Consider the following 16,242-nt stretch of genomic DNA (forward strand, 5'->3'; position numbering starts at 1 on the left):
TTTTGAAGGGTTCGAAGAATAGCCCATGCCGCTCGACGGGTCGGCATTGATCACCTGCGATGATGCTTGGTTGACCCGAGCATCGATGTTTGCGATGCTTCCAGGGTGATCAACGAACTCAAGACCTTCATTGCGGTGTGCAAGCTCGGCACCTTCGCGGCGGCCGGCGATCGAATCGGGCTTACTCAATCGGCGGTGAGCAGCCAGATGAAGCGACTCGAAGAAGCCCTGGGGTTCGAGCTCTTCGACAGAACAGGCCGATCGGCCACCTTGAATGTCGCAGGCCAGACGACCTTGCCGCGGGCAGAAGAAATCTGCGCGCTGTTCGCCAAGCTCGGGGAGCTTCCTCACGACAACGCCACCCAGGGGCTTCTTCGCGTAGGTTCGATTGCCTCGGCGCAGCCCACGCTGCTGGCGCGCGCGCTTGAGCAACTGCGCAAATCCTTTCCTCTCGTGCGTGTCCATGTGTCGCCTGGCGTCTCGATGCGCCTGATGGACGACCTGGACGCCGGAAAGATCGATGCCGCGGTGATCATCCGCCCTCCGTTCGGCATGCCTGCCGACCTGACGTGGCAGCCACTGGTGCACGAGCCCTACGTGCTGGTGGTGCCCAAGGCCCTGCCGGTAACGAAGAATTGGCGCACGCTGATCCAGGAACAGCCATTCCTGCGCTATGACAGGGCTTCGTTCGGTGGGCGGATGGTCGAGGGGTTTCTGCGTCGGGAAGGCCTGGCGGTCAACGATGCGATCGAGGTCGACGAGATTCCCGGATTGATCCACTTGGCCTCCAGGGGCCTGGGCGTGGCGCTCGTGCCGCTGGTCGAGGCGCATCTGCCCTTGCCTGCGCAGGTGCGCATCGTCTCCTTGGGCGCGGTCACTTTCCAGCGCGAGATCGGCCTGCTCCAGCGAAAGCCCCGGGCCAGCCCGCCCATGGTTGCGCACTTCGCCCAATGCCTGCGCGATGCGGCTGAAGCGAAGCCGAACACATTGCCTGCGCGGAATGCCAGCCGCGCAAGGGCATCGATCCCGCGCCGTACCTGAAACCGGGGAGCGCCGCTCGATCGCCTCGCATGCGGGCCGGACTCGGCACCGCTGGTTCGCCGACTTTCCGCGCACCATCGGCAGTCAACGGGACTCGTAAGACTCCATCGGCTTGTCCGTGGGGTCGGCCCAGGCAGCCTTCGTCATGGCGTTTGCCGGCAGCCCCACCCTGGCGTTGTGAGGCGGAATCGGCTGCATGAACCACTTGTCGTAGATCCGTGCGACTTCGCCGCTCCTGGCCAATGCCACGACGCTGTCGTCGACCAGCTTCTTGAATGCAGGATCCCCCTTGCGGAACATGATCGCGAGCGGCTCGACGCTGAGAACCTGGTCCAGGAGCCTGTATTTTTCCGGCTCCTTGCTCTTCGAGATCAACGTCGCGAGGATCTGCCCGTCAGCGACGAATCCTTCGGTTCGGCCCGCCTCGAGGAGCAGGAATCCTTCGCTGTTGTCCTTGGCGAGCACCTCCTCGATACCGTTCGCGCCCTCACGCTTGAGTTTTCTCAGCGCCGGCACGGACGTGCTTCCTGTCGTGGCCGCCACGGTCTTGCCGGCCAGCTGCGCGGGGCGCGTGATGCCCGACGTGGCCTTGACCGCGATGCGAACGCCTTCGACATAGAGCGTCGGTGCAAAGGCAACCTCCTTCTGCCGCGCTGCATTGTTGGTCGTCGTGCCGCATTCGATATCCACCGTACCGTTTTGAACGAGGGGAATCCGGTTCTGTGGCGTCACGAGCTGGTACCTCACGTCGATCCTGTCGAGTTGAACTGCCTTCCTGATGTCGGCAATGATCCGCTCGCAGATCTCCACGTGAAAGCCGGTGTACCTGTTGGGCCCCAGGGTGAACGACATGGCACCCGACGCATCGCGGACACCCACGGAAATCGAGCCCGACTCCTTGACCTTCTTCAAGGTGTCGGTTTGCGCCGCCGCAGCCCCGCAGACGACGGCAAGCGCCGCTGCGAAGGCAAGGCTCCTTTTGCTGCTCTTGGTCATGCAGTTCTTTCAGCGTGCGAAGAGCGAGCTCAAGTCGGCGAACGACTTCATCTCGATCGCGTTGCCTGAGGGGTCCAGAAAGAACATCGTCGCTTGCTCGCCGGGCTCTCCTTTGAACCGGATGTAGGGCTCGATGACGAACTTTGTCTGGCGCGCCACGAGCTTGTCGGCCATGGCCTGCCATTGATCCATCGGAACGATCGCGCCGAAGTGGCGCACGGGTACGTCGTGACCGTCGACCGAACTGCTCTGGCGGTGGCCGCATTCGTCGGGTGCCAGGTGCGCCACGATCTGGTGGCCGTAGAAATCGAAGTCGACCCATTCAGGCGCGCTGCGGCCTTCAGGGCATCCAAGCAAGTCGCCGTAGAACGCGCGCGCCTCGGCGATGTCTCGCACCGGGAACGCAAGATGAAACGGGATGCGGGTGGCTGTGTTGCTCATGGGGCTTTCCATCGGGGGAGTGGGGATGGACCCGACTCTAAGCAGCACCTTTCACAATGGAAAACGATATATTTTCCATCTGAGCCATAAGAATTTCGATTAATCACCCACGGAGGTCCGGCGACCTGCCACCGTCGTGCCTGTGCGCCGTGGCCCAGCCGAACAACAGCGCCACACACATCAGGGAATCTACGGATATATGATTCCTCGAATGGCCTTGATTGCGTGCAGTTTTTGTATACAAATAACGCATCCGAAAAACCGGCGCTAAATTTGCGTCAAAACCGGGTCCCGATCCACCCACCCGCACGAGGAAAGACCATGAGCACAGTCGTCAGCCAGGCCCCCGCGGGGGCAAGCGAAGCCGGCATTGCGCCGCACGCGGAATCGAACGCCGTCATCAAGCCGGGCTACCACCCGCGCCTGACCAACGAAGACCTCGCTCCGCTGAAGAAGCAGACCTGGGGCCAATACAACATCTTTGCCTTCTGGATGTCCGACGTGCACAGCGTGGGCGGCTACATCACGGCCGGCAGCCTGTTCGCGCTGGGCCTGTCGAGCTGGCAGGTGCTGGTGTCGCTGCTGGTCGGCATCGTGATCGTGCAGTTCTTCTGCAACCTCGTGGCCAAGCCCAGCCAAATGACGGGCGTGCCCTACCCGGTGGTGTGCCGCGCGCCCTTCGGCGTGCTGGGCGCCAACATCCCGGCCATCATCCGCGGGCTGATCGCCGTGGCCTGGTACGGCGTGCAGACGTACCTCGCATCGGCCGCATTCATGGTGCTGGCGCTGCACATGGCGCCGGGCCTGGCGCCGTATGCCGATGTCGCGCAACACGGCTTCGTCGGCCTGTCGGCCCTCGGCTGGGTCGCGTTCATGGTCATGTGGGTGCTGCAGGCCTTCGTCTTCTGGCACGGCATGGACGCCATCCGCAAGTTCATCGACTGGGCCGGCCCGGCGGTGTACGTGGTCATGGCCGTGCTGTGCGGCTGGCTGGTGTGGAAGGCGGGCTGGAGCAAGATCGACCTGAACCTCGGCGGCGTCAAGTTCCAGGGCTGGGACGCGCTGCCCGTGATGCTCTCGGCCATTGCTCTGGTGGTGAGCTACTTCAGCGGCCCGATGCTCAACTTCGGCGACTTCTCGCGCTACGGCAAGAGCTTCGACGCGGTGAAGAAGGGCAACTTCTGGGGCCTGCCGGTGAACTTCGTGTTCTTCTCGCTGCTGACCGTCATCACCACCGCCGCCACGCTGCCCGTCTTTGGGGAACTGATCACCGATCCGGTGCACACCGTGGGCAAGATCGACAGCACCACCGCCGTCGTGCTGGGCGCGCTGACCTTCATGATCGCGACCATCGGCATCAACATCGTGGCCAACTTCGTGTCGCCGGCCTTCGACTTCTCGAACGTGGCACCGCAGCACATCAGCTGGCGCACGGGCGGCATGATCGCCGCGGTGGGCTCGGTGTTTCTCACGCCATGGAACCTCTACAACAGCCCCGAGGTCATTCACTACACGCTCGACGTGCTGGGTTCGTTCATCGGGCCGCTGTTCGGCATTCTGATTGCCGACTACTACATCGTGCGCAAGCAGCGCATCGACGTGGACGCGCTCTACAGCATGAGCCCGAAGGGCGAGTACTGGTACAGCGGCGGCTACAACCCGAAGGCGATCCAGGCGCTGGTGCCGGCGGCCATCGTGCCGATCCTGTGCGTGATGGTGCCGGCGCTGCGCGGTGGCGCGAACTATGCGTGGTTCATCGGCATGGGCCTGGGCTTCGTGCTCTATGCCGTGCTGAACCGCAACAGCAAGACTTGAACTGAAGAGAAAGGGAGCGCCGTGCGCATCAAGATCATCAACCCCAACACCACCTGGAGCATGACCGAGAAGATCGGTGCCTGCGCCCGCGCGGTGGCGCACGCCGGCACCGAGATCGTCGCCGTGAGCCCGGCCATGGGGCCGGTCTCCATCGAGAGCCACTACGACGAAGCGCTGGCCGTGCCGGGCCTGCTGCAGGAGATCGCGGCGGGCGAACGCGAGGGCAACATCGACGGCTACGTGATCGCCTGCTTCGGCGACCCGGGCCTGAAGGCCGCGCGCGAACTGGCACGCGGCCCCGTGGTGGGCATCGCCGAGGCGGCCATGCACCTGGCCAGCATGATCGGCAGCCGCTTCAGCGTGGTGACGACGCTGGGCCGCACCATGGGCCAGGCCTGGCACCTGGCCGAGATCTACGGCATGGAACGCTTCTGCGCCAACGTGCGCGCCTGCGAGCTGCCGGTGCTCGAACTCGAGGAGCCCGGCTCGCGTGCACGCGAACGCATCGTCGACGAATGCCGGCGCGCGCTCGAGGAAGACGGCTCCGACTGCATCGTGCTGGGCTGCGCCGGCATGACCGACCTGTGCGCGCATATCGAGCAAGTGCTCGGCGTGCCCGTGATCGACGGCGTGGCCGCGGGCACCAAGCTCATCGAGTCGCTCGTCGCCCTCAAGCTGCGCACCAGCAAGCGCGGGGAGCTGGCGAAGCCCTTGCCCAAGCCCATCGTTGGCGCACTGGAAAGCTTTACGCTTTCGAGCTAGGCCACAATCCGCGCATGCCCCGCGCCAGTTCCAAATCCTCCGCCCCCCCCGCCATCGCCGTTCCAGCCGAGAACGGCGCGGCCGCAGCCGACAAGAACAGCTCCATCGAAAGCATCGCCAACGACATCGCCACCGCGATCGTCGAGAAGCGCCTGCCGCCCGGCACCTGGCTGCGCGAAGAGGCGCTGGGCCGGGTCTATTCGGTCAGCCGAACCAAGGTGCGCGCCGCATTGCTGATGCTGTCGAAGGACAAGCTCATCGAGATGATTCCCGACAAGGGCGCGTTCGTCTGCCAGCCCTCGGTGGAAGAGGCCCGCGAGGTGTTCGCGGTGCGCCGCATTCTCGAAAGCGAGGTGGTGCGCCTGTTCGTCGCCGCCGCACGGCCGCGCGACTACCAGGTGCTGGAGCAGCACATCAAGTTCGAACGCACAGCGCTGCGCCAGACCACCACCACGGGCACCGTGCGCGAGAAGCTGCTGGGCGACTTCCATGTGGCGCTGGCCGAGGCCACGGGCAACCGCACGCTGGCCGAGCTGGTGCGCGAACTGGTGGCGCGCAGCTCGCTGATCGCCATGCTGTACCACTCGTCGAACGACCCGCACTGCTCGTCGGACGAGCACGCCGATTTCCTGCGCCTGTGCCGCAAGGGCGATGCCGAGGCCGCCGTGAAGAGCATGAATGACCACCTGGAGCGCATCGAGGCGAGCCTCGAACTGGGCACCGAGAAGCCTGACCGGCAGCTCGATCTGGTGAAGGCGCTGCTCGCCTAGGGAGGGTCTGCAGGACAGCCTGAAGGTGTCCTGGGCACCCGGGTGCGATTCAGCGCCGAGCTTTCTTCGCAGCGCGCTTCCTGGGCTCGCGCGAAGAGGAGTCGGCCGGTGCGACAGCTGCAGTTCCCAGGCATTCCGCACTTGCGATCAGTCCGCGCAGGAACACCATGATCAGCCGGCCCGAGGGATCCGGGCGCGTGCTCATCCGCTGCAGTGCCAGCCCATGCGAGAGTGCCATGAAGGCCGCGGCCAGTTCGTCCGGTGCGGCAGGGGGCGAGCGCCCGAGCTTGTCGAACAACAGGCCGATCACGCCGCCGATCTCGGACCGGTGTTTGTCCCACACCTTCCGGTACTCCGCAGCGAACGCCGGGCTGCGGTTGGCATGCAACTGCAGTTCGATGGAAAGCATGCACCAGTCGGCATCGTGATTGAGCGTGGAAGCCCAGGCTTCCAGTTCGGCCAGCATCTGTTCGGGCTGTTGCGCGTCGTTGCCCAAGACCGTGGAAAGCTGCGTCGCTTCCGCTTCCATGTGCCGTCGCAGCAACTCCAGCAGGACGTCTTCCTTGCTCGAGAAGTTCGAATAGAAAGCGCCTTGGGAGTAGCCCGCCTTGTCCGCGATGTCGCGGATCGACGCGCCCCCATAGCCGTTCGACACGAACAGGTGCTGCGCGGTGTCGATCAGGCGCTCGCGAGTCTGCGCCCGGCTTTCCTCACGGGTCAGGCGCCTTCTTGCTGTCGTGGGACTCATGCCTCAAAAGATATCACATGAACTTTGGATGTCGACCGGCGGGCGCGTGCTTCCGGAGGCAAGGCTGGACACCTCTTCAAATATCACTTGATATTTCAAAATGCCGAAGGTAAATTCAAAACTCATTTGATCTTTGACATTCAATCGATATGGAAAAATCCAAGAGCCCGGGGTCCGCATTTGTCACCGGCGCCACCGGCCTTCTCGGCAACAACCTTGTGCGCGAGCTGGTCGCGCGTGGCGTCTCCGTCAAGGCCCTCGCCCGCTCGAAGACCAAAGGTCAGCAGCAGTTTGCGGGGATGAAAGGCGTCGAATTGGTGCTGGGCGACATGGCGGATGTACCCGCTTTCTCCAGGGCACTGCAAGGATGCGACGTGGTGTTCCACACCGCCGCCTTCTTCCGGGACAACTTCAAGGGCGGCAGCCACTGGGAAGAGCTCAAACGCATCAATGTGGACGGCACGCAGCAGCTCATCGAGCGGGCATACGACGCCGGCATTCGGCGCTTCGTTCAGACCTCGTCCATCGCGGTGCTGAATGGCGAGCCGGGCATGCCCATCGACGAGACCTCTCTGCGTGACCTGGCAGATGCCGACGACGACTACTACCGCAGCAAGATTCTGGCCGATCAAGTCGTGTCGGCCTTTCTTGCAGCGCACCCGGACATGCACGCGAGCTTTGTCTTGCCAGGGTGGATGTGGGGGCCGGCCGATATTGGCCCCACCTCGTCAGGACAATTTGTCAACGATGTGGTGCTTGGAAAATTGCCTGGGTTGCTGCCTGGGAGCTTTTCCGTTGTCGATGCCCGCGATGTGGCGAGGGCGCAGATTTCGGCCGCGGAGCACGGGCAGCGCGGCGAACGCTATCTGGCTGCCGGCCGCCACATGACGATGCAGGAACTGGTGCCCTTGATGGGGAAGATCGCGGGCATCAAGACGCCGACACGCAACTTGCCCTTCCCGCTCCTGTATCTCCTGGCGGCGGCACAGGAGCTCTATGCGCGGATCAGCGGCAAACCCATCCTGCTCAGCCTGGCGACGGTGCGGCTGATGCGCAAGGAGGCGGGGCGCAGCCATTTCAATCACACGAAGAGCGAGCAGAAACTTCAACTGAAGTTTCGCCCGATCGAGCAAACCGTTGCCGATACGGTCGCCTGGTATCGCGGCAATGGCTGGCTGCCCAGTGCGTCGCCCCGATAGCGCCAAGCAAATCGCTTTTTCGCCCTTGCGACGGGCCCGAGCCGCCCAACCCGATAAAGGAAAGACCGTGACGAACAAATTGATCTTGAAACTCTTGACGGCCTTCGGAGCCGTCCTTCTTGTCGCGGCAGCGCCGCACGAATCCGCGGCACAGGGCATCCCCTCGGCCAGGGCGGCGGACAGCATGGCCGAGTTCTGCAGGAAAGGACAGGCGGAGTACCCGGGAGGCATCGCTCGCATGCATCCTTCGTTCAAATTCAACATCTGTTGGTGGCTCGAGGATGCCGGAATCGAAGCAAGCACGTTCGACGACGTCGTTGGAACGCTGCCGGAACATGCCGGGCCGTCGCAGGCGGCCTGGCAAGCGACTTTCAGCAAGCCCGCCCAGGTGCATCTGGAACGAGCCCGCGTGGCCGAAGAGAGGGGCGACAGCGCGGCCGCATCGGCCGAATACAAGAAGGCCGCTTTCTATCTGCGGATGAATCGGCTGCCCAAGCGTGTCCCCGCCGCGGATCTGCAGGCGACCGAACGAGCCTATGCGGTCCTGGGAAAGCCGCTCCAGCGGATCACATTCAAGACCGGAGAGAAAGAATTCATTGGCTACTTCCGAGCCCCGTCGGCACGACGCGGCAGCAACGAGAAGCTGCCGGTGCTGGTCATCCTCGGCGGCCTCGACAACCTGAAGACGGAGATGATCCGGCACAGCGACTACTTCATGGGCCGCGGGTTCGCAACCCTCATTGTGGAAAATCCGGACACTGGGGAGAACCAGTTGGGATTCCGTCCGGAGTCCTCCGCGATGCTTGACACGGTTGCGGACTACATCAAGAGCCGCACCGACCTGGACGCGAGCCGAGTGGCCGTGTACGGCTGGAGCATGGGAGGCTACTTGGGAACGCTTGGCGGGCTGAGGAACGACTTCTACAAGGCGATCGTCAACATAGGCGGCCCCAGCGATTCGAGCTTCGGACAAGCGCATTGCAAGACGGCGCCTGCATGGATCGTCGCGCCCTACACCGTGTTTGCCAACATGAATCCGCAGACGACACCCCGTCAGGCGATGTGCGAATACTACGAAGCATTCCAACTCTCACGTCAATTGAAGATGCCAACCGCGGTGCAGTTGCACAAACCCATTCTCATGGTGAACGGCGCCCGCGAAGATCTCGTCTCCAGAGATGAACCTGCGTCCCTTGCGGCTCTTGGCTTCAATGTGACGCAACTGGTATTTGGGGAGGATGGCCACACGGCGGAGTCGAACATGCGAGAGCACTTCGAGTTCACCGCGAACTGGCTCATGCGGCGGCTGAAATTGGAAAACTGATCGTCTTCGCCCAGGGCCCGCGATGCGGGTTTTCCTGCATCCGGATTGCCGCATAAATTGTATACAGTTTGGCGTACACACCAGGTGGACGCCACGGAACACCGCGCCGTTCACGCCTCTCTCCCCTTGCTGCGCCAGGAGATACACGATGACGGCCGAGACCTCTTCCACTGTTCCGACAGTCCATCCCGTGGACCAGCGCCTGCCTTCTGGCAAGCTCGCGGCCCTTGGCCTGCAGCACGTGCTGGTGATGTATGCGGGCGCGGTCGCGGTGCCGCTCATCGTCGGGCGCGCGCTCAAGCTCTCGCCCGACGAGGTCGCCCTGCTGATCTCGGCCGACCTGTTCTGCTGCGGCATCGCCACGCTGATCCAGGCGCTGGGTGCCACGCAGTTCTTCGGCATCAAGCTGCCCGTGATGATGGGTGTCACCTTCGCGTCGGTGGCGCCAATGGTCGCCATCGCCAACGCCAACCCGGGCCAGAACGGCGCGCAGCTGCTGTTCGGCGCCATCATCGGCGCGGGCATCGTATCGATACTGATCGCGCCGCTGGTGAGCCGCATGCTGCGCTTCTTTCCGCCGGTGGTCACGGGCACCATCATCGCGGTCATCGGCATCAGCCTGATGCGCGTGGGCATCAACTGGATCTTCGGCAACCCCGTGGGCCCGACGGCGCCCGCGCTGGTCGACCCGGTGTATGCGAAGTGGCTGGCCGAGGTCACCTCGCCCGGCAGTTCCATTCCCGCGGTGCCCAAGGGCTTCGCGATCATGCCCACGGTGCCCAACCCCAAGTACGCGGACCTCTCTGGCTTCGGCGTGGCGGCGCTGGTGCTGGTGTCGATCCTGCTGATCGTCAAGTACGCCAAGGGCTTCATCGCCAACATCTCGGTGCTGCTGGGCATCGTGATCGGTGCGGTGGTGGCCTCGGTCACCGGCCTCATGACCTACGAGAAGGTGGGCAAGGCCGCCTGGGTCGACATCGTGCTGCCCTTTCACTTCGGCATGCCGCAGTTCGACCCGATCCTGATCCTCACGATGACGCTGATCATGATCGTGGTGATGATCGAATCGACCGGCATGTTCCTCGCGCTCGGCGAAATGACCGACCGCAAGATCAGCCAGAAGGACCTGGCGCGCGGCCTGCGCACCGACGGCCTGGGCACGCTGATCGGCGGCATCTTCAACACCTTCCCGTACACCAGCTTCTCGCAGAACGTGGGTCTCGTGGCCGTCACGGGCATCAAGAGCCGCTACGTGTGCGTGGCCGGCGGCGTGATCCTGATCGTGCTGGGCCTGCTCCCGAAGATGGCCGCGCTGGTGGAATCGTTGCCCACCGTGGTGCTCGGCGGCGCGGGCCTCGTGATGTTCGGCATGGTGGCGGCCACGGGCATCCGCATTCTCTCGGGCGTGGATTTCAAGACCAACCGCCACAACGCGATGATCGTCGCGGTGTCCATCGGCATCGGCATGATTCCGCTGATCGCGCCCAACTTCAAGCAATGGATGCCGCACGCGATCCACTCGCTGATCGAGTCGGGCATTCTGCTGGCGTCGATCGCGGCCGTGCTTCTCAACCTGTTCCTCAACGGCGCGAAGCACGACGAGCAGGCTGTGATCGCCGCGGCCAAGCAGGCCGAGGCGCACTGATCCTTCTTTCTTCTTCTCAGATCATTGCCAGCGGCGTCTTGCGCCGCGGCGGTGGATGCAGGCGGTCCAGCTCGGCCAGGGTCGCCGCATCGAGCTGCAGATCGGCGGCAGCCAGGTTCTCCTTCAGGTGCGCGCTGCGCACCGCCTTCGGAATCGCGGCCACGCCGGGCCGTGCGACGACGGCGGCCAGTGCAAGCTGCGCAGCCGTCACGCCGAGCCGGCCGGCCAGTTCGCTCAGCCCATCGTCTTCGGCCAGCGCCCCCTGGTCGATCGGGCTGTAGGCCATCAGCGGCATGCCGCGTTCGCGCTGCCAGGGCAGCAGGCTGAACTCGGGGCCGCGCTCGCCGAGCGACAGGTACACCTGGTTCGCCGCACAGCCCGGCCCGTCGCCCACGGCCTGCATCAGCTCTTCCATGTCGTCGGTGTCGAAGTTGCTCACGCCCCAGTGGCCGATGCGTCCGTCCGCCACCAGCGACTGCATCGCGGCGACGGTCTCGCGCAGCGGATGGTTGCCGCGCCAGTGCAGCAGGTAGAGGTCGATGGCGTCGAGGCCAAGCCGCTTCAGGCTGCGCTCGCAGGCGTCGCGCGTGCCGCGCCGGCTGGCGTTGTGCGGATAAACCTTGCTGACGACGAAGAGCTCTTCACGCCGTGCATCGCCCGCGCGCAGGGCCTCGGCAATGGCCTGGCCCACCACTGTTTCGGCCCCGCCTTCGCCGTACATCTCGGCCGTGTCGATGAGCCGGTAGCCGAGGGCGATGGCCTCGCGCACGGCTTTCACCTCCGCCGCACGATGACCCGCGTTTTCGCCCATGCGCCAGGTGCCCAGGCCGAGGACGGGCATCTCGCCGCCGGTGGGAAGTTGGAGTGTTCGCATCGGGCCATGGTACGAGGGACATAAGGTCGTGTCAGCCCTCCGGCGACGACTTTCCCGGTGCTCCGTGCAGCAGCACGGCGTTCGCCCGGGGCGCCTCCAGCCTTCTAATTTTTCGAAATCGAAGTCGATTTCGTGACATTGAATTGACAAGCTCCTCTATGAAATCTCGACGCTTCGCCTTCTGATCTTGTCAAGGCGGTTTGAGTGCCAACCCCCACCGCACCCCCACCCCTCGCTCCTAGAATTTTTCAACAGCCCCAGCGTCGCAGGCGCCGGCCCCCGAACGCAACGAACTTGGAACAGGTTGAGTCAATGCAGAAGAAGCACAGGATTGCCGTCATTCCCGGAGACGGCATCGGCGTCGAGGTCATGCCCGAAGGGTTGCGCGTGCTCGACGCGGTGGGTCGCCGCTTCGGCATCGACTTCTCCTACGACCATTTCGACTGGGGTTCCGACCACTACGTGCGCACCGGCCTGATGATGCCGGCCGACTGGGCCGACAAGATCCAGGGCCACGACGCCATCTACTTCGGCGCGGTGGGCGCCCCCGACAAGGTGCCCGATCACATCGCCGTGTGGGGCCTGCTCATCAAGATCCGCCGCGACTTCGACCAGTACGTCAACCTGCGCCCCGTGCGCCTGATGCCCGGCGTGCCCGGTCCGCTGGCGCACCGCAAGCCCGGCGACATCGACTTCCTGGTGGTGCGCGAGAACACCGAAGGCGAATACACCTCCGTGGGCGGCCGCCTGTTCGAAGGCACGCCGCGCGAAATGGCGATCCAGGAAGCCGTGTTCACCCGCACCGGCGTGGACCGCATCATCGACTACGCGTTCAAGCTCGCCAGCCGCCGCAAGCGCAAGAGCCTGACGGCCGCCACCAAGTCGAACGGCATCTCGATCACCATGCCCTACTGGGACGAACGCCTGGCCGAAATCGCCACGCGCTACCCCGACGTGGCGACGAACAAGTTCCACATCGACATCCTGTGTGCGCACTTCGTGCAGCACCCCGACTGGTTCGACGTGGTCGTGGCCTCCAACCTCTTCGGCGACATCCTGTCCGACCTGGGCCCGGCCTGCACCGGCACCATCGGCATCGCGCCCTCGGCCAACCTGAATCCGGAGCGCAAGTTCCCGTCGCTGTTCGAGCCCGTGCATGGCTCGGCGCCCGACATCGCGGGCAAGGGCATCGCCAATCCCATCGGCCAGATCTGGTCGGCCGCGCTGATGCTGGACCATCTCGGGGGCGACGACCCGGTCTACGCGCAGGCTTCCGCCGCCGTGCTCTCGGCCATCGAGACCGTGCTGAGTGAAGGCCCGCGCACCCGTGACATGGGCGGCACGGCCAACACCGTGGACGTGGGTCGCGCGATCGCCGAATGCATTTCTGCATGACGAATCTGGAAGCCAGGGGTCGGTACGGAGTGCGTCGTTCGCGGTGCGCTCACGCCAACGGGGTGCCTTGCTCCGCGAATGTCCTCCGGCCTTCGGCCTCCCCCTTTATTTCGCTGCGCAAGGCACCCCGCCGGCGTGAGCGTTCAGCAGAGCGGTTGAACTGCCGGCACGAGCGCCGCGTCCATCGTGCACAGGGCATCGGGCGCTCCCCGCAGCGAAATAAAGGAGGAGGCCGCAGGCCGGGGGACATTCGCGCAGGGGAGTACCCGATGGCCTGTGCACGCACCCCGAACACACCGCAACACAACACCACGCAGCGGAGTCACTGACATGGGCCTCTTCCTGCTCAAGCGCACGCTGACGCTGATCGGCACGCTGATCGGCGCGTCCATCATCGTGTTCCTCGTTCTGGAAATTCTCCCGGGCAACGCCGCGCAGATGCTCATGGGTCCCGACGCCTCGCCCGAAGCCGTCGCCGCCCTGGCCACCAAGCTCGGCCTCGACCAGCCCGCGTGGACGCGCTACTGGCACTGGATCGGCGGCTTGCTGACMGGCMACCTCGGCGACAGCTACGCCTACAGCTCGCCCGTGCTCGACCTGATCCTCGAACGCCTCGCGCTCACCGTGCCGCTGGCCATGATGGCGATGGCCCTGACCGTCGTGATCGCGCTGCTGGTGGGCGTRACGGCCGCCGCGCGCCACAACAAGCTCGGCGACGTCGGCCTCATGGGCATGGCYCAGGTCGGCATCGCGATTCCGAACTTCTGGTTCGCCATCCTGCTGATCCTCGTGTTCTCGGTGCAACTGCAGTGGTTCTCCGCCGGGGGCTTCGAGGGCTGGGGCGAAGGCATCTTCGCGGGCATCAAGTCGCTGCTGCTGCCTGCGCTGTCGCTGGCGGTGGTGCAGGCCGCGATCCTCGCGCGCATCACGCGTTCGGCGGTGCTGGAGGTGATGCGGGAAGACTTCGTTCGCACCGCGCGTGCCAAGGGTGTGTCGCAACGAGCCGTGCTGTGGACCCACGTGCTGCGCAACGCCATGATCCCGGTCATCACGGTCATGGGCATGCAGTTCTCCGAGCTGCTGGCCGGCACCATCGTGGTGGAGAACGTGTTCTATCTGCCGGGCCTGGGCCGCCTCATCTTCCAGGCCATCAGCAACCGCGACCTGATCGTGGTGCGCAACTGCGTGATGCTGCTGGCGGCCATGGTGGTGATCGTGAACTTCGTGGTCGACGTGCTGTATGCCGTGATCGATCGGGCGCGACGTGGCTTCGCTGCTGCTGGTTGGTGCCCGCGCATCCATCCTCGTGGGTGTGATCGCAGTCGGTATCGGCCTGGTGGTCGGCACCGCCTTGGGCCTGCTCGCGGCTGCAAAACGCGGTTGGGTCGAAGAAGCGGTGATGCGGCTGTCGGACTTCACGCTGGCCTTCCCCGCGATCCTCTCGGCCATCATGATGACCGCCGTGTTCGGCGCCGGCATCGTCAACGCGATCATTGCCATCGGCATCTACAACATCCCGACCTTCGCGCGCATCACGCGCGCCTCGGCCAACGCCATCTGGTCGCGCGAGTACGTGGCCGCCGCGCGCGCCTGCGGCAAGGGCAGCTTCGCGATCACGATGCAGCACGTGCTGCCGAACATCTCGGCCGTGCTGATCGTGCAGATCACGATCCGCTTCGCCATCGCGATCCTTGCAGAGGCCGCCCTCTCCTACCTGGGCCTGGGCACGCAGCCGCCGCAACCTTCGTGGGGCCGCATGCTCAGCGAGGCGCAGACCCTCATGTTCCAGCAGCCGCTGCTGGCCGTCTTCCCCGGCATGGCGATCGCCTTCGCTGTGCTCGGGCTGAACCTTCTTGGCGACGGGTTGCGCGACTTGCTCGACCCGCGCCTGGCCAGAGCCCGGTAAGCGCCATGCCCCTCCTCGAAGTCAACAACCTCCAGATCGGCCTGCAAACCCAGCGCGGGCCGGCGCAGGCCGTGCGCGGCATTTCGTTCTCGCTGGAGCGCGGCGAAACGCTGGGCATCGTCGGCGAATCGGGCTGCGGCAAGTCGATCACGGTGATGTCGCTGATGGGCCTGCTGCCGTCGAGCGCCAAGGTCACGGGCAGCATCAAGCTCGACGGGCAGGAACTCGTCGGCCTGCCCGAGAAGCAGATGTGCCATATCCGCGGCAACCGCATCGGCATGATCTTCCAGGAGCCGATGACTGCGCTGAACCCGGTGCACACCATCGCGCGCCAGGTGGGCGAGCCTCTGCGGCTGCACCGCGGCCTGACCAAGGAACAGGCCCGCAAGGAGGCGTTGAGCCTGCTCGACCGCGTGGGCATCCCCGACGCGGCCTCGCGCCTCGATGCCTATCCGCACCAGTTCTCCGGCGGCCAGCGCCAGCGCATCGGCATCGCGATGGCGCTCGCCTGCGGGCCCGACCTGCTGATCGCCGACGAGCCCACCACTGCACTCGACGTGACGATCCAGAAGCAGGTGCTCGACCTGATCCAGGGCCTGGTCAAGGAAATGGGCATGGCGCTGATCCTGATCTCGCACGACCTCGGCGTGATTTCCAACAGCGTGAAGCGCATGCTCGTGATGTATGGCGGCAGCGCGGTCGAGAGCGGCCCGACGGACGTGGTCTTTGCCGGTCGCGCACATCCCTACACGCGCGGCCTGTTCGCGGCGCGCCCCGCCATCGGCGCGGTGCGCGCGGGCCGGCTGCCGACCATCCAGGGCAGTGTGCCCGAGCTGGTCGACATGCCCCGGGGCTGCGCCTTCTCGGGCCGCTGCGCCCACACCATCGACCTCTGCCAGAGCACGCGGCCACGCGCCACCATGCTGCCGAACGACCATGCCGTGAGCTGCCTGCGGCTGGGCGAAATCGCCGCGTCGAACACCAGGGCGGCCACCGCATGAGCCAGCCACCCAGCACCGCCGCCGGCCAGCCCCTGCTGGCCGTGAACAACCTCTATCGCCACTACGCGCTGCCGCGCGAGAAGCTCTTCGGCCCGCCACCGACCGTGAAGGCGCTCAATGGCGTGAGCTTCGAGGTGCGCGCCGGCAAGAGCGTCGGCATCGTCGGCGAATCGGGTTCGGGCAAGTCGACCATCGCGCGTCTCGTGATGGCGCTGGACACGCCGACTTCGGGCAGCGTGCGCCTCGAAGGCCGCGACCTGCACACGCTGTCGAAGGCCGAGCTGCGCACCGCGCGGCGCGATTTCCAGATGGTGTTCCAGGACCC

The 16,242-nt window shown here is 65.0% G+C and carries 14 protein-coding genes and 2 pseudogenes; 12 read left to right on the forward strand and 4 right to left on the reverse strand.

The window, feature by feature from the left end:
- The first annotated feature begins 105 nt into the window (after positions 1 to 105).
- The gene (locus AC1DFC_RS22435; RefSeq protein ID WP_478180023.1) at positions 106 to 1,041 is read left to right on the forward strand and encodes a LysR family transcriptional regulator; all 936 of its coding nucleotides are present in this window, start codon (positions 106 to 108) and stop codon (positions 1,039 to 1,041) included.
- An 84-nt stretch (positions 1,042 to 1,125) separates the two neighbouring features.
- Here AC1DFC_RS22435 and AC1DFC_RS22440 read toward each other — a convergent pair whose 3' ends face one another.
- The gene (locus AC1DFC_RS22440; RefSeq protein ID WP_007838366.1) at positions 1,126 to 2,037 is read right to left on the reverse strand and encodes an amino acid ABC transporter substrate-binding protein; all 912 of its coding nucleotides are present in this window, start codon (positions 2,035 to 2,037) and stop codon (positions 1,126 to 1,128) included.
- Between the two features lie 9 nt (positions 2,038 to 2,046).
- Positions 2,047 to 2,433 (reverse strand): VOC family protein, encoded by a 387-nt coding sequence (locus tag AC1DFC_RS22445; protein ID WP_413315623.1) that lies wholly within the window; start codon positions 2,431 to 2,433, stop codon positions 2,047 to 2,049.
- 366 nt (positions 2,434 to 2,799) lie between these two features.
- Here AC1DFC_RS22445 and AC1DFC_RS22450 point away from each other — a divergent pair, with 366 nt between their 5' ends.
- Genes AC1DFC_RS22450 through AC1DFC_RS22460 form a run of 3 tightly spaced genes read left to right on the forward strand, consistent with a single transcriptional unit; the run spans position 2,800 to position 5,825 of the window.
- Complete coding sequence (locus tag AC1DFC_RS22450; protein ID WP_478180024.1) at positions 2,800 to 4,293, forward strand: NCS1 family nucleobase:cation symporter-1; 1,494 nt, start codon at positions 2,800 to 2,802, stop codon at positions 4,291 to 4,293.
- A 21-nt stretch (positions 4,294 to 4,314) separates the two neighbouring features.
- Positions 4,315 to 5,055 (forward strand): aspartate/glutamate racemase family protein, encoded by a 741-nt coding sequence (locus AC1DFC_RS22455; protein ID WP_478180025.1) that lies wholly within the window; start codon positions 4,315 to 4,317, stop codon positions 5,053 to 5,055.
- Between the two features lie 14 nt (positions 5,056 to 5,069).
- Positions 5,070 to 5,825, forward strand: coding sequence for a GntR family transcriptional regulator (locus tag AC1DFC_RS22460; RefSeq protein WP_478180026.1), 756 nt, complete (start codon positions 5,070 to 5,072; stop codon positions 5,823 to 5,825).
- A 49-nt stretch (positions 5,826 to 5,874) separates the two neighbouring features.
- Here AC1DFC_RS22460 and AC1DFC_RS22465 read toward each other — a convergent pair whose 3' ends face one another.
- Complete coding sequence (locus AC1DFC_RS22465) at positions 5,875 to 6,573, reverse strand: TetR/AcrR family transcriptional regulator (protein WP_007838374.1); 699 nt, start codon at positions 6,571 to 6,573, stop codon at positions 5,875 to 5,877.
- Positions 6,574 to 6,722: 149 nt separating this feature from the next.
- On the opposite strand from AC1DFC_RS22465, the gene AC1DFC_RS22470 reads away from it, so the two are divergent.
- The 3 genes from AC1DFC_RS22470 (at position 6,723) to AC1DFC_RS22480 (ending at position 10,741) form a co-directional block, all read left to right on the forward strand.
- On the forward strand, positions 6,723 to 7,772 hold the full coding sequence (locus AC1DFC_RS22470) for an SDR family oxidoreductase (protein WP_478180027.1): 1,050 nt from the start codon (positions 6,723 to 6,725) through the stop codon (positions 7,770 to 7,772).
- 67 nt (positions 7,773 to 7,839) lie between these two features.
- Complete coding sequence (locus AC1DFC_RS22475; protein WP_478180028.1) at positions 7,840 to 9,096, forward strand: alpha/beta hydrolase family protein; 1,257 nt, start codon at positions 7,840 to 7,842, stop codon at positions 9,094 to 9,096.
- Positions 9,097 to 9,244: 148 nt separating this feature from the next.
- Entirely contained in the window at positions 9,245 to 10,741 is a 1,497-nt protein-coding gene (locus AC1DFC_RS22480; RefSeq protein ID WP_007838380.1) for a nucleobase:cation symporter-2 family protein, read from the forward strand.
- 16 nt (positions 10,742 to 10,757) lie between these two features.
- Here AC1DFC_RS22480 and AC1DFC_RS22485 read toward each other — a convergent pair whose 3' ends face one another.
- On the reverse strand, positions 10,758 to 11,615 hold the full coding sequence (locus AC1DFC_RS22485) for an aldo/keto reductase (RefSeq protein WP_413315598.1): 858 nt from the start codon (positions 11,613 to 11,615) through the stop codon (positions 10,758 to 10,760).
- A gap of 312 nt (positions 11,616 to 11,927) precedes the next feature.
- Here AC1DFC_RS22485 and AC1DFC_RS22490 point away from each other — a divergent pair, with 312 nt between their 5' ends.
- The 5 genes and pseudogenes from AC1DFC_RS22490 to AC1DFC_RS22510 all read left to right on the forward strand — a co-directional run.
- On the forward strand, positions 11,928 to 13,010 hold the full coding sequence (locus AC1DFC_RS22490; RefSeq protein ID WP_157609097.1) for a tartrate dehydrogenase: 1,083 nt from the start codon (positions 11,928 to 11,930) through the stop codon (positions 13,008 to 13,010).
- Positions 13,011 to 13,340: 330 nt separating this feature from the next.
- Positions 13,341 to 14,264, forward strand: a pseudogene (locus tag AC1DFC_RS22495) (ABC transporter permease); the annotation flags it as partial.
- Positions 14,260 to 14,916, forward strand: a pseudogene (locus AC1DFC_RS22500) (ABC transporter permease); the annotation flags it as partial. The pseudogenes AC1DFC_RS22495 and AC1DFC_RS22500, both read left to right, overlap by 5 nt.
- A gap of 5 nt (positions 14,917 to 14,921) precedes the next feature.
- Positions 14,922 to 15,917 (forward strand): ABC transporter ATP-binding protein, encoded by a 996-nt coding sequence (locus AC1DFC_RS22505; protein ID WP_413335640.1) that lies wholly within the window; start codon positions 14,922 to 14,924, stop codon positions 15,915 to 15,917.
- A partial coding sequence (locus tag AC1DFC_RS22510; RefSeq protein WP_478180029.1) for an ATP-binding cassette domain-containing protein occupies positions 15,914 to 16,242 on the forward strand: 329 nt, incomplete at its 3' end. The genes AC1DFC_RS22505 and AC1DFC_RS22510, both read left to right, overlap by 4 nt.

The organism is Variovorax sp. 10L421 (genome assembly GCF_056395365.1).

What these genes read in the sequence shown, in the direction of transcription:
- AC1DFC_RS22490 (WP_157609097.1), top strand. Translation starts at nt 11,928, where the DNA reads ATGCAGAAGAAGCACAGGATTGCCGTCATTCCCGGAGACGGCATCGGC.
- AC1DFC_RS22465 (WP_007838374.1), bottom strand. Translation starts at nt 6,573, where the DNA reads ATGAGTCCCACGACAGCAAGAAGGCGCCTGACCCGTGAGGAAAGCCGG.
- AC1DFC_RS22460 (WP_478180026.1), top strand. Translation starts at nt 5,070, where the DNA reads ATGCCCCGCGCCAGTTCCAAATCCTCCGCCCCCCCCGCCATCGCCGTT.
- AC1DFC_RS22480 (WP_007838380.1), top strand. Translation starts at nt 9,245, where the DNA reads ATGACGGCCGAGACCTCTTCCACTGTTCCGACAGTCCATCCCGTGGAC.
- AC1DFC_RS22485 (WP_413315598.1), bottom strand. Translation starts at nt 11,615, where the DNA reads ATGCGAACACTCCAACTTCCCACCGGCGGCGAGATGCCCGTCCTCGGC.
- AC1DFC_RS22505 (WP_413335640.1), top strand. Translation starts at nt 14,922, where the DNA reads ATGCCCCTCCTCGAAGTCAACAACCTCCAGATCGGCCTGCAAACCCAG.
- AC1DFC_RS22450 (WP_478180024.1), top strand. Translation starts at nt 2,800, where the DNA reads ATGAGCACAGTCGTCAGCCAGGCCCCCGCGGGGGCAAGCGAAGCCGGC.
- AC1DFC_RS22440 (WP_007838366.1), bottom strand. Translation starts at nt 2,037, where the DNA reads ATGACCAAGAGCAGCAAAAGGAGCCTTGCCTTCGCAGCGGCGCTTGCC.
- AC1DFC_RS22470 (WP_478180027.1), top strand. Translation starts at nt 6,723, where the DNA reads ATGGAAAAATCCAAGAGCCCGGGGTCCGCATTTGTCACCGGCGCCACC.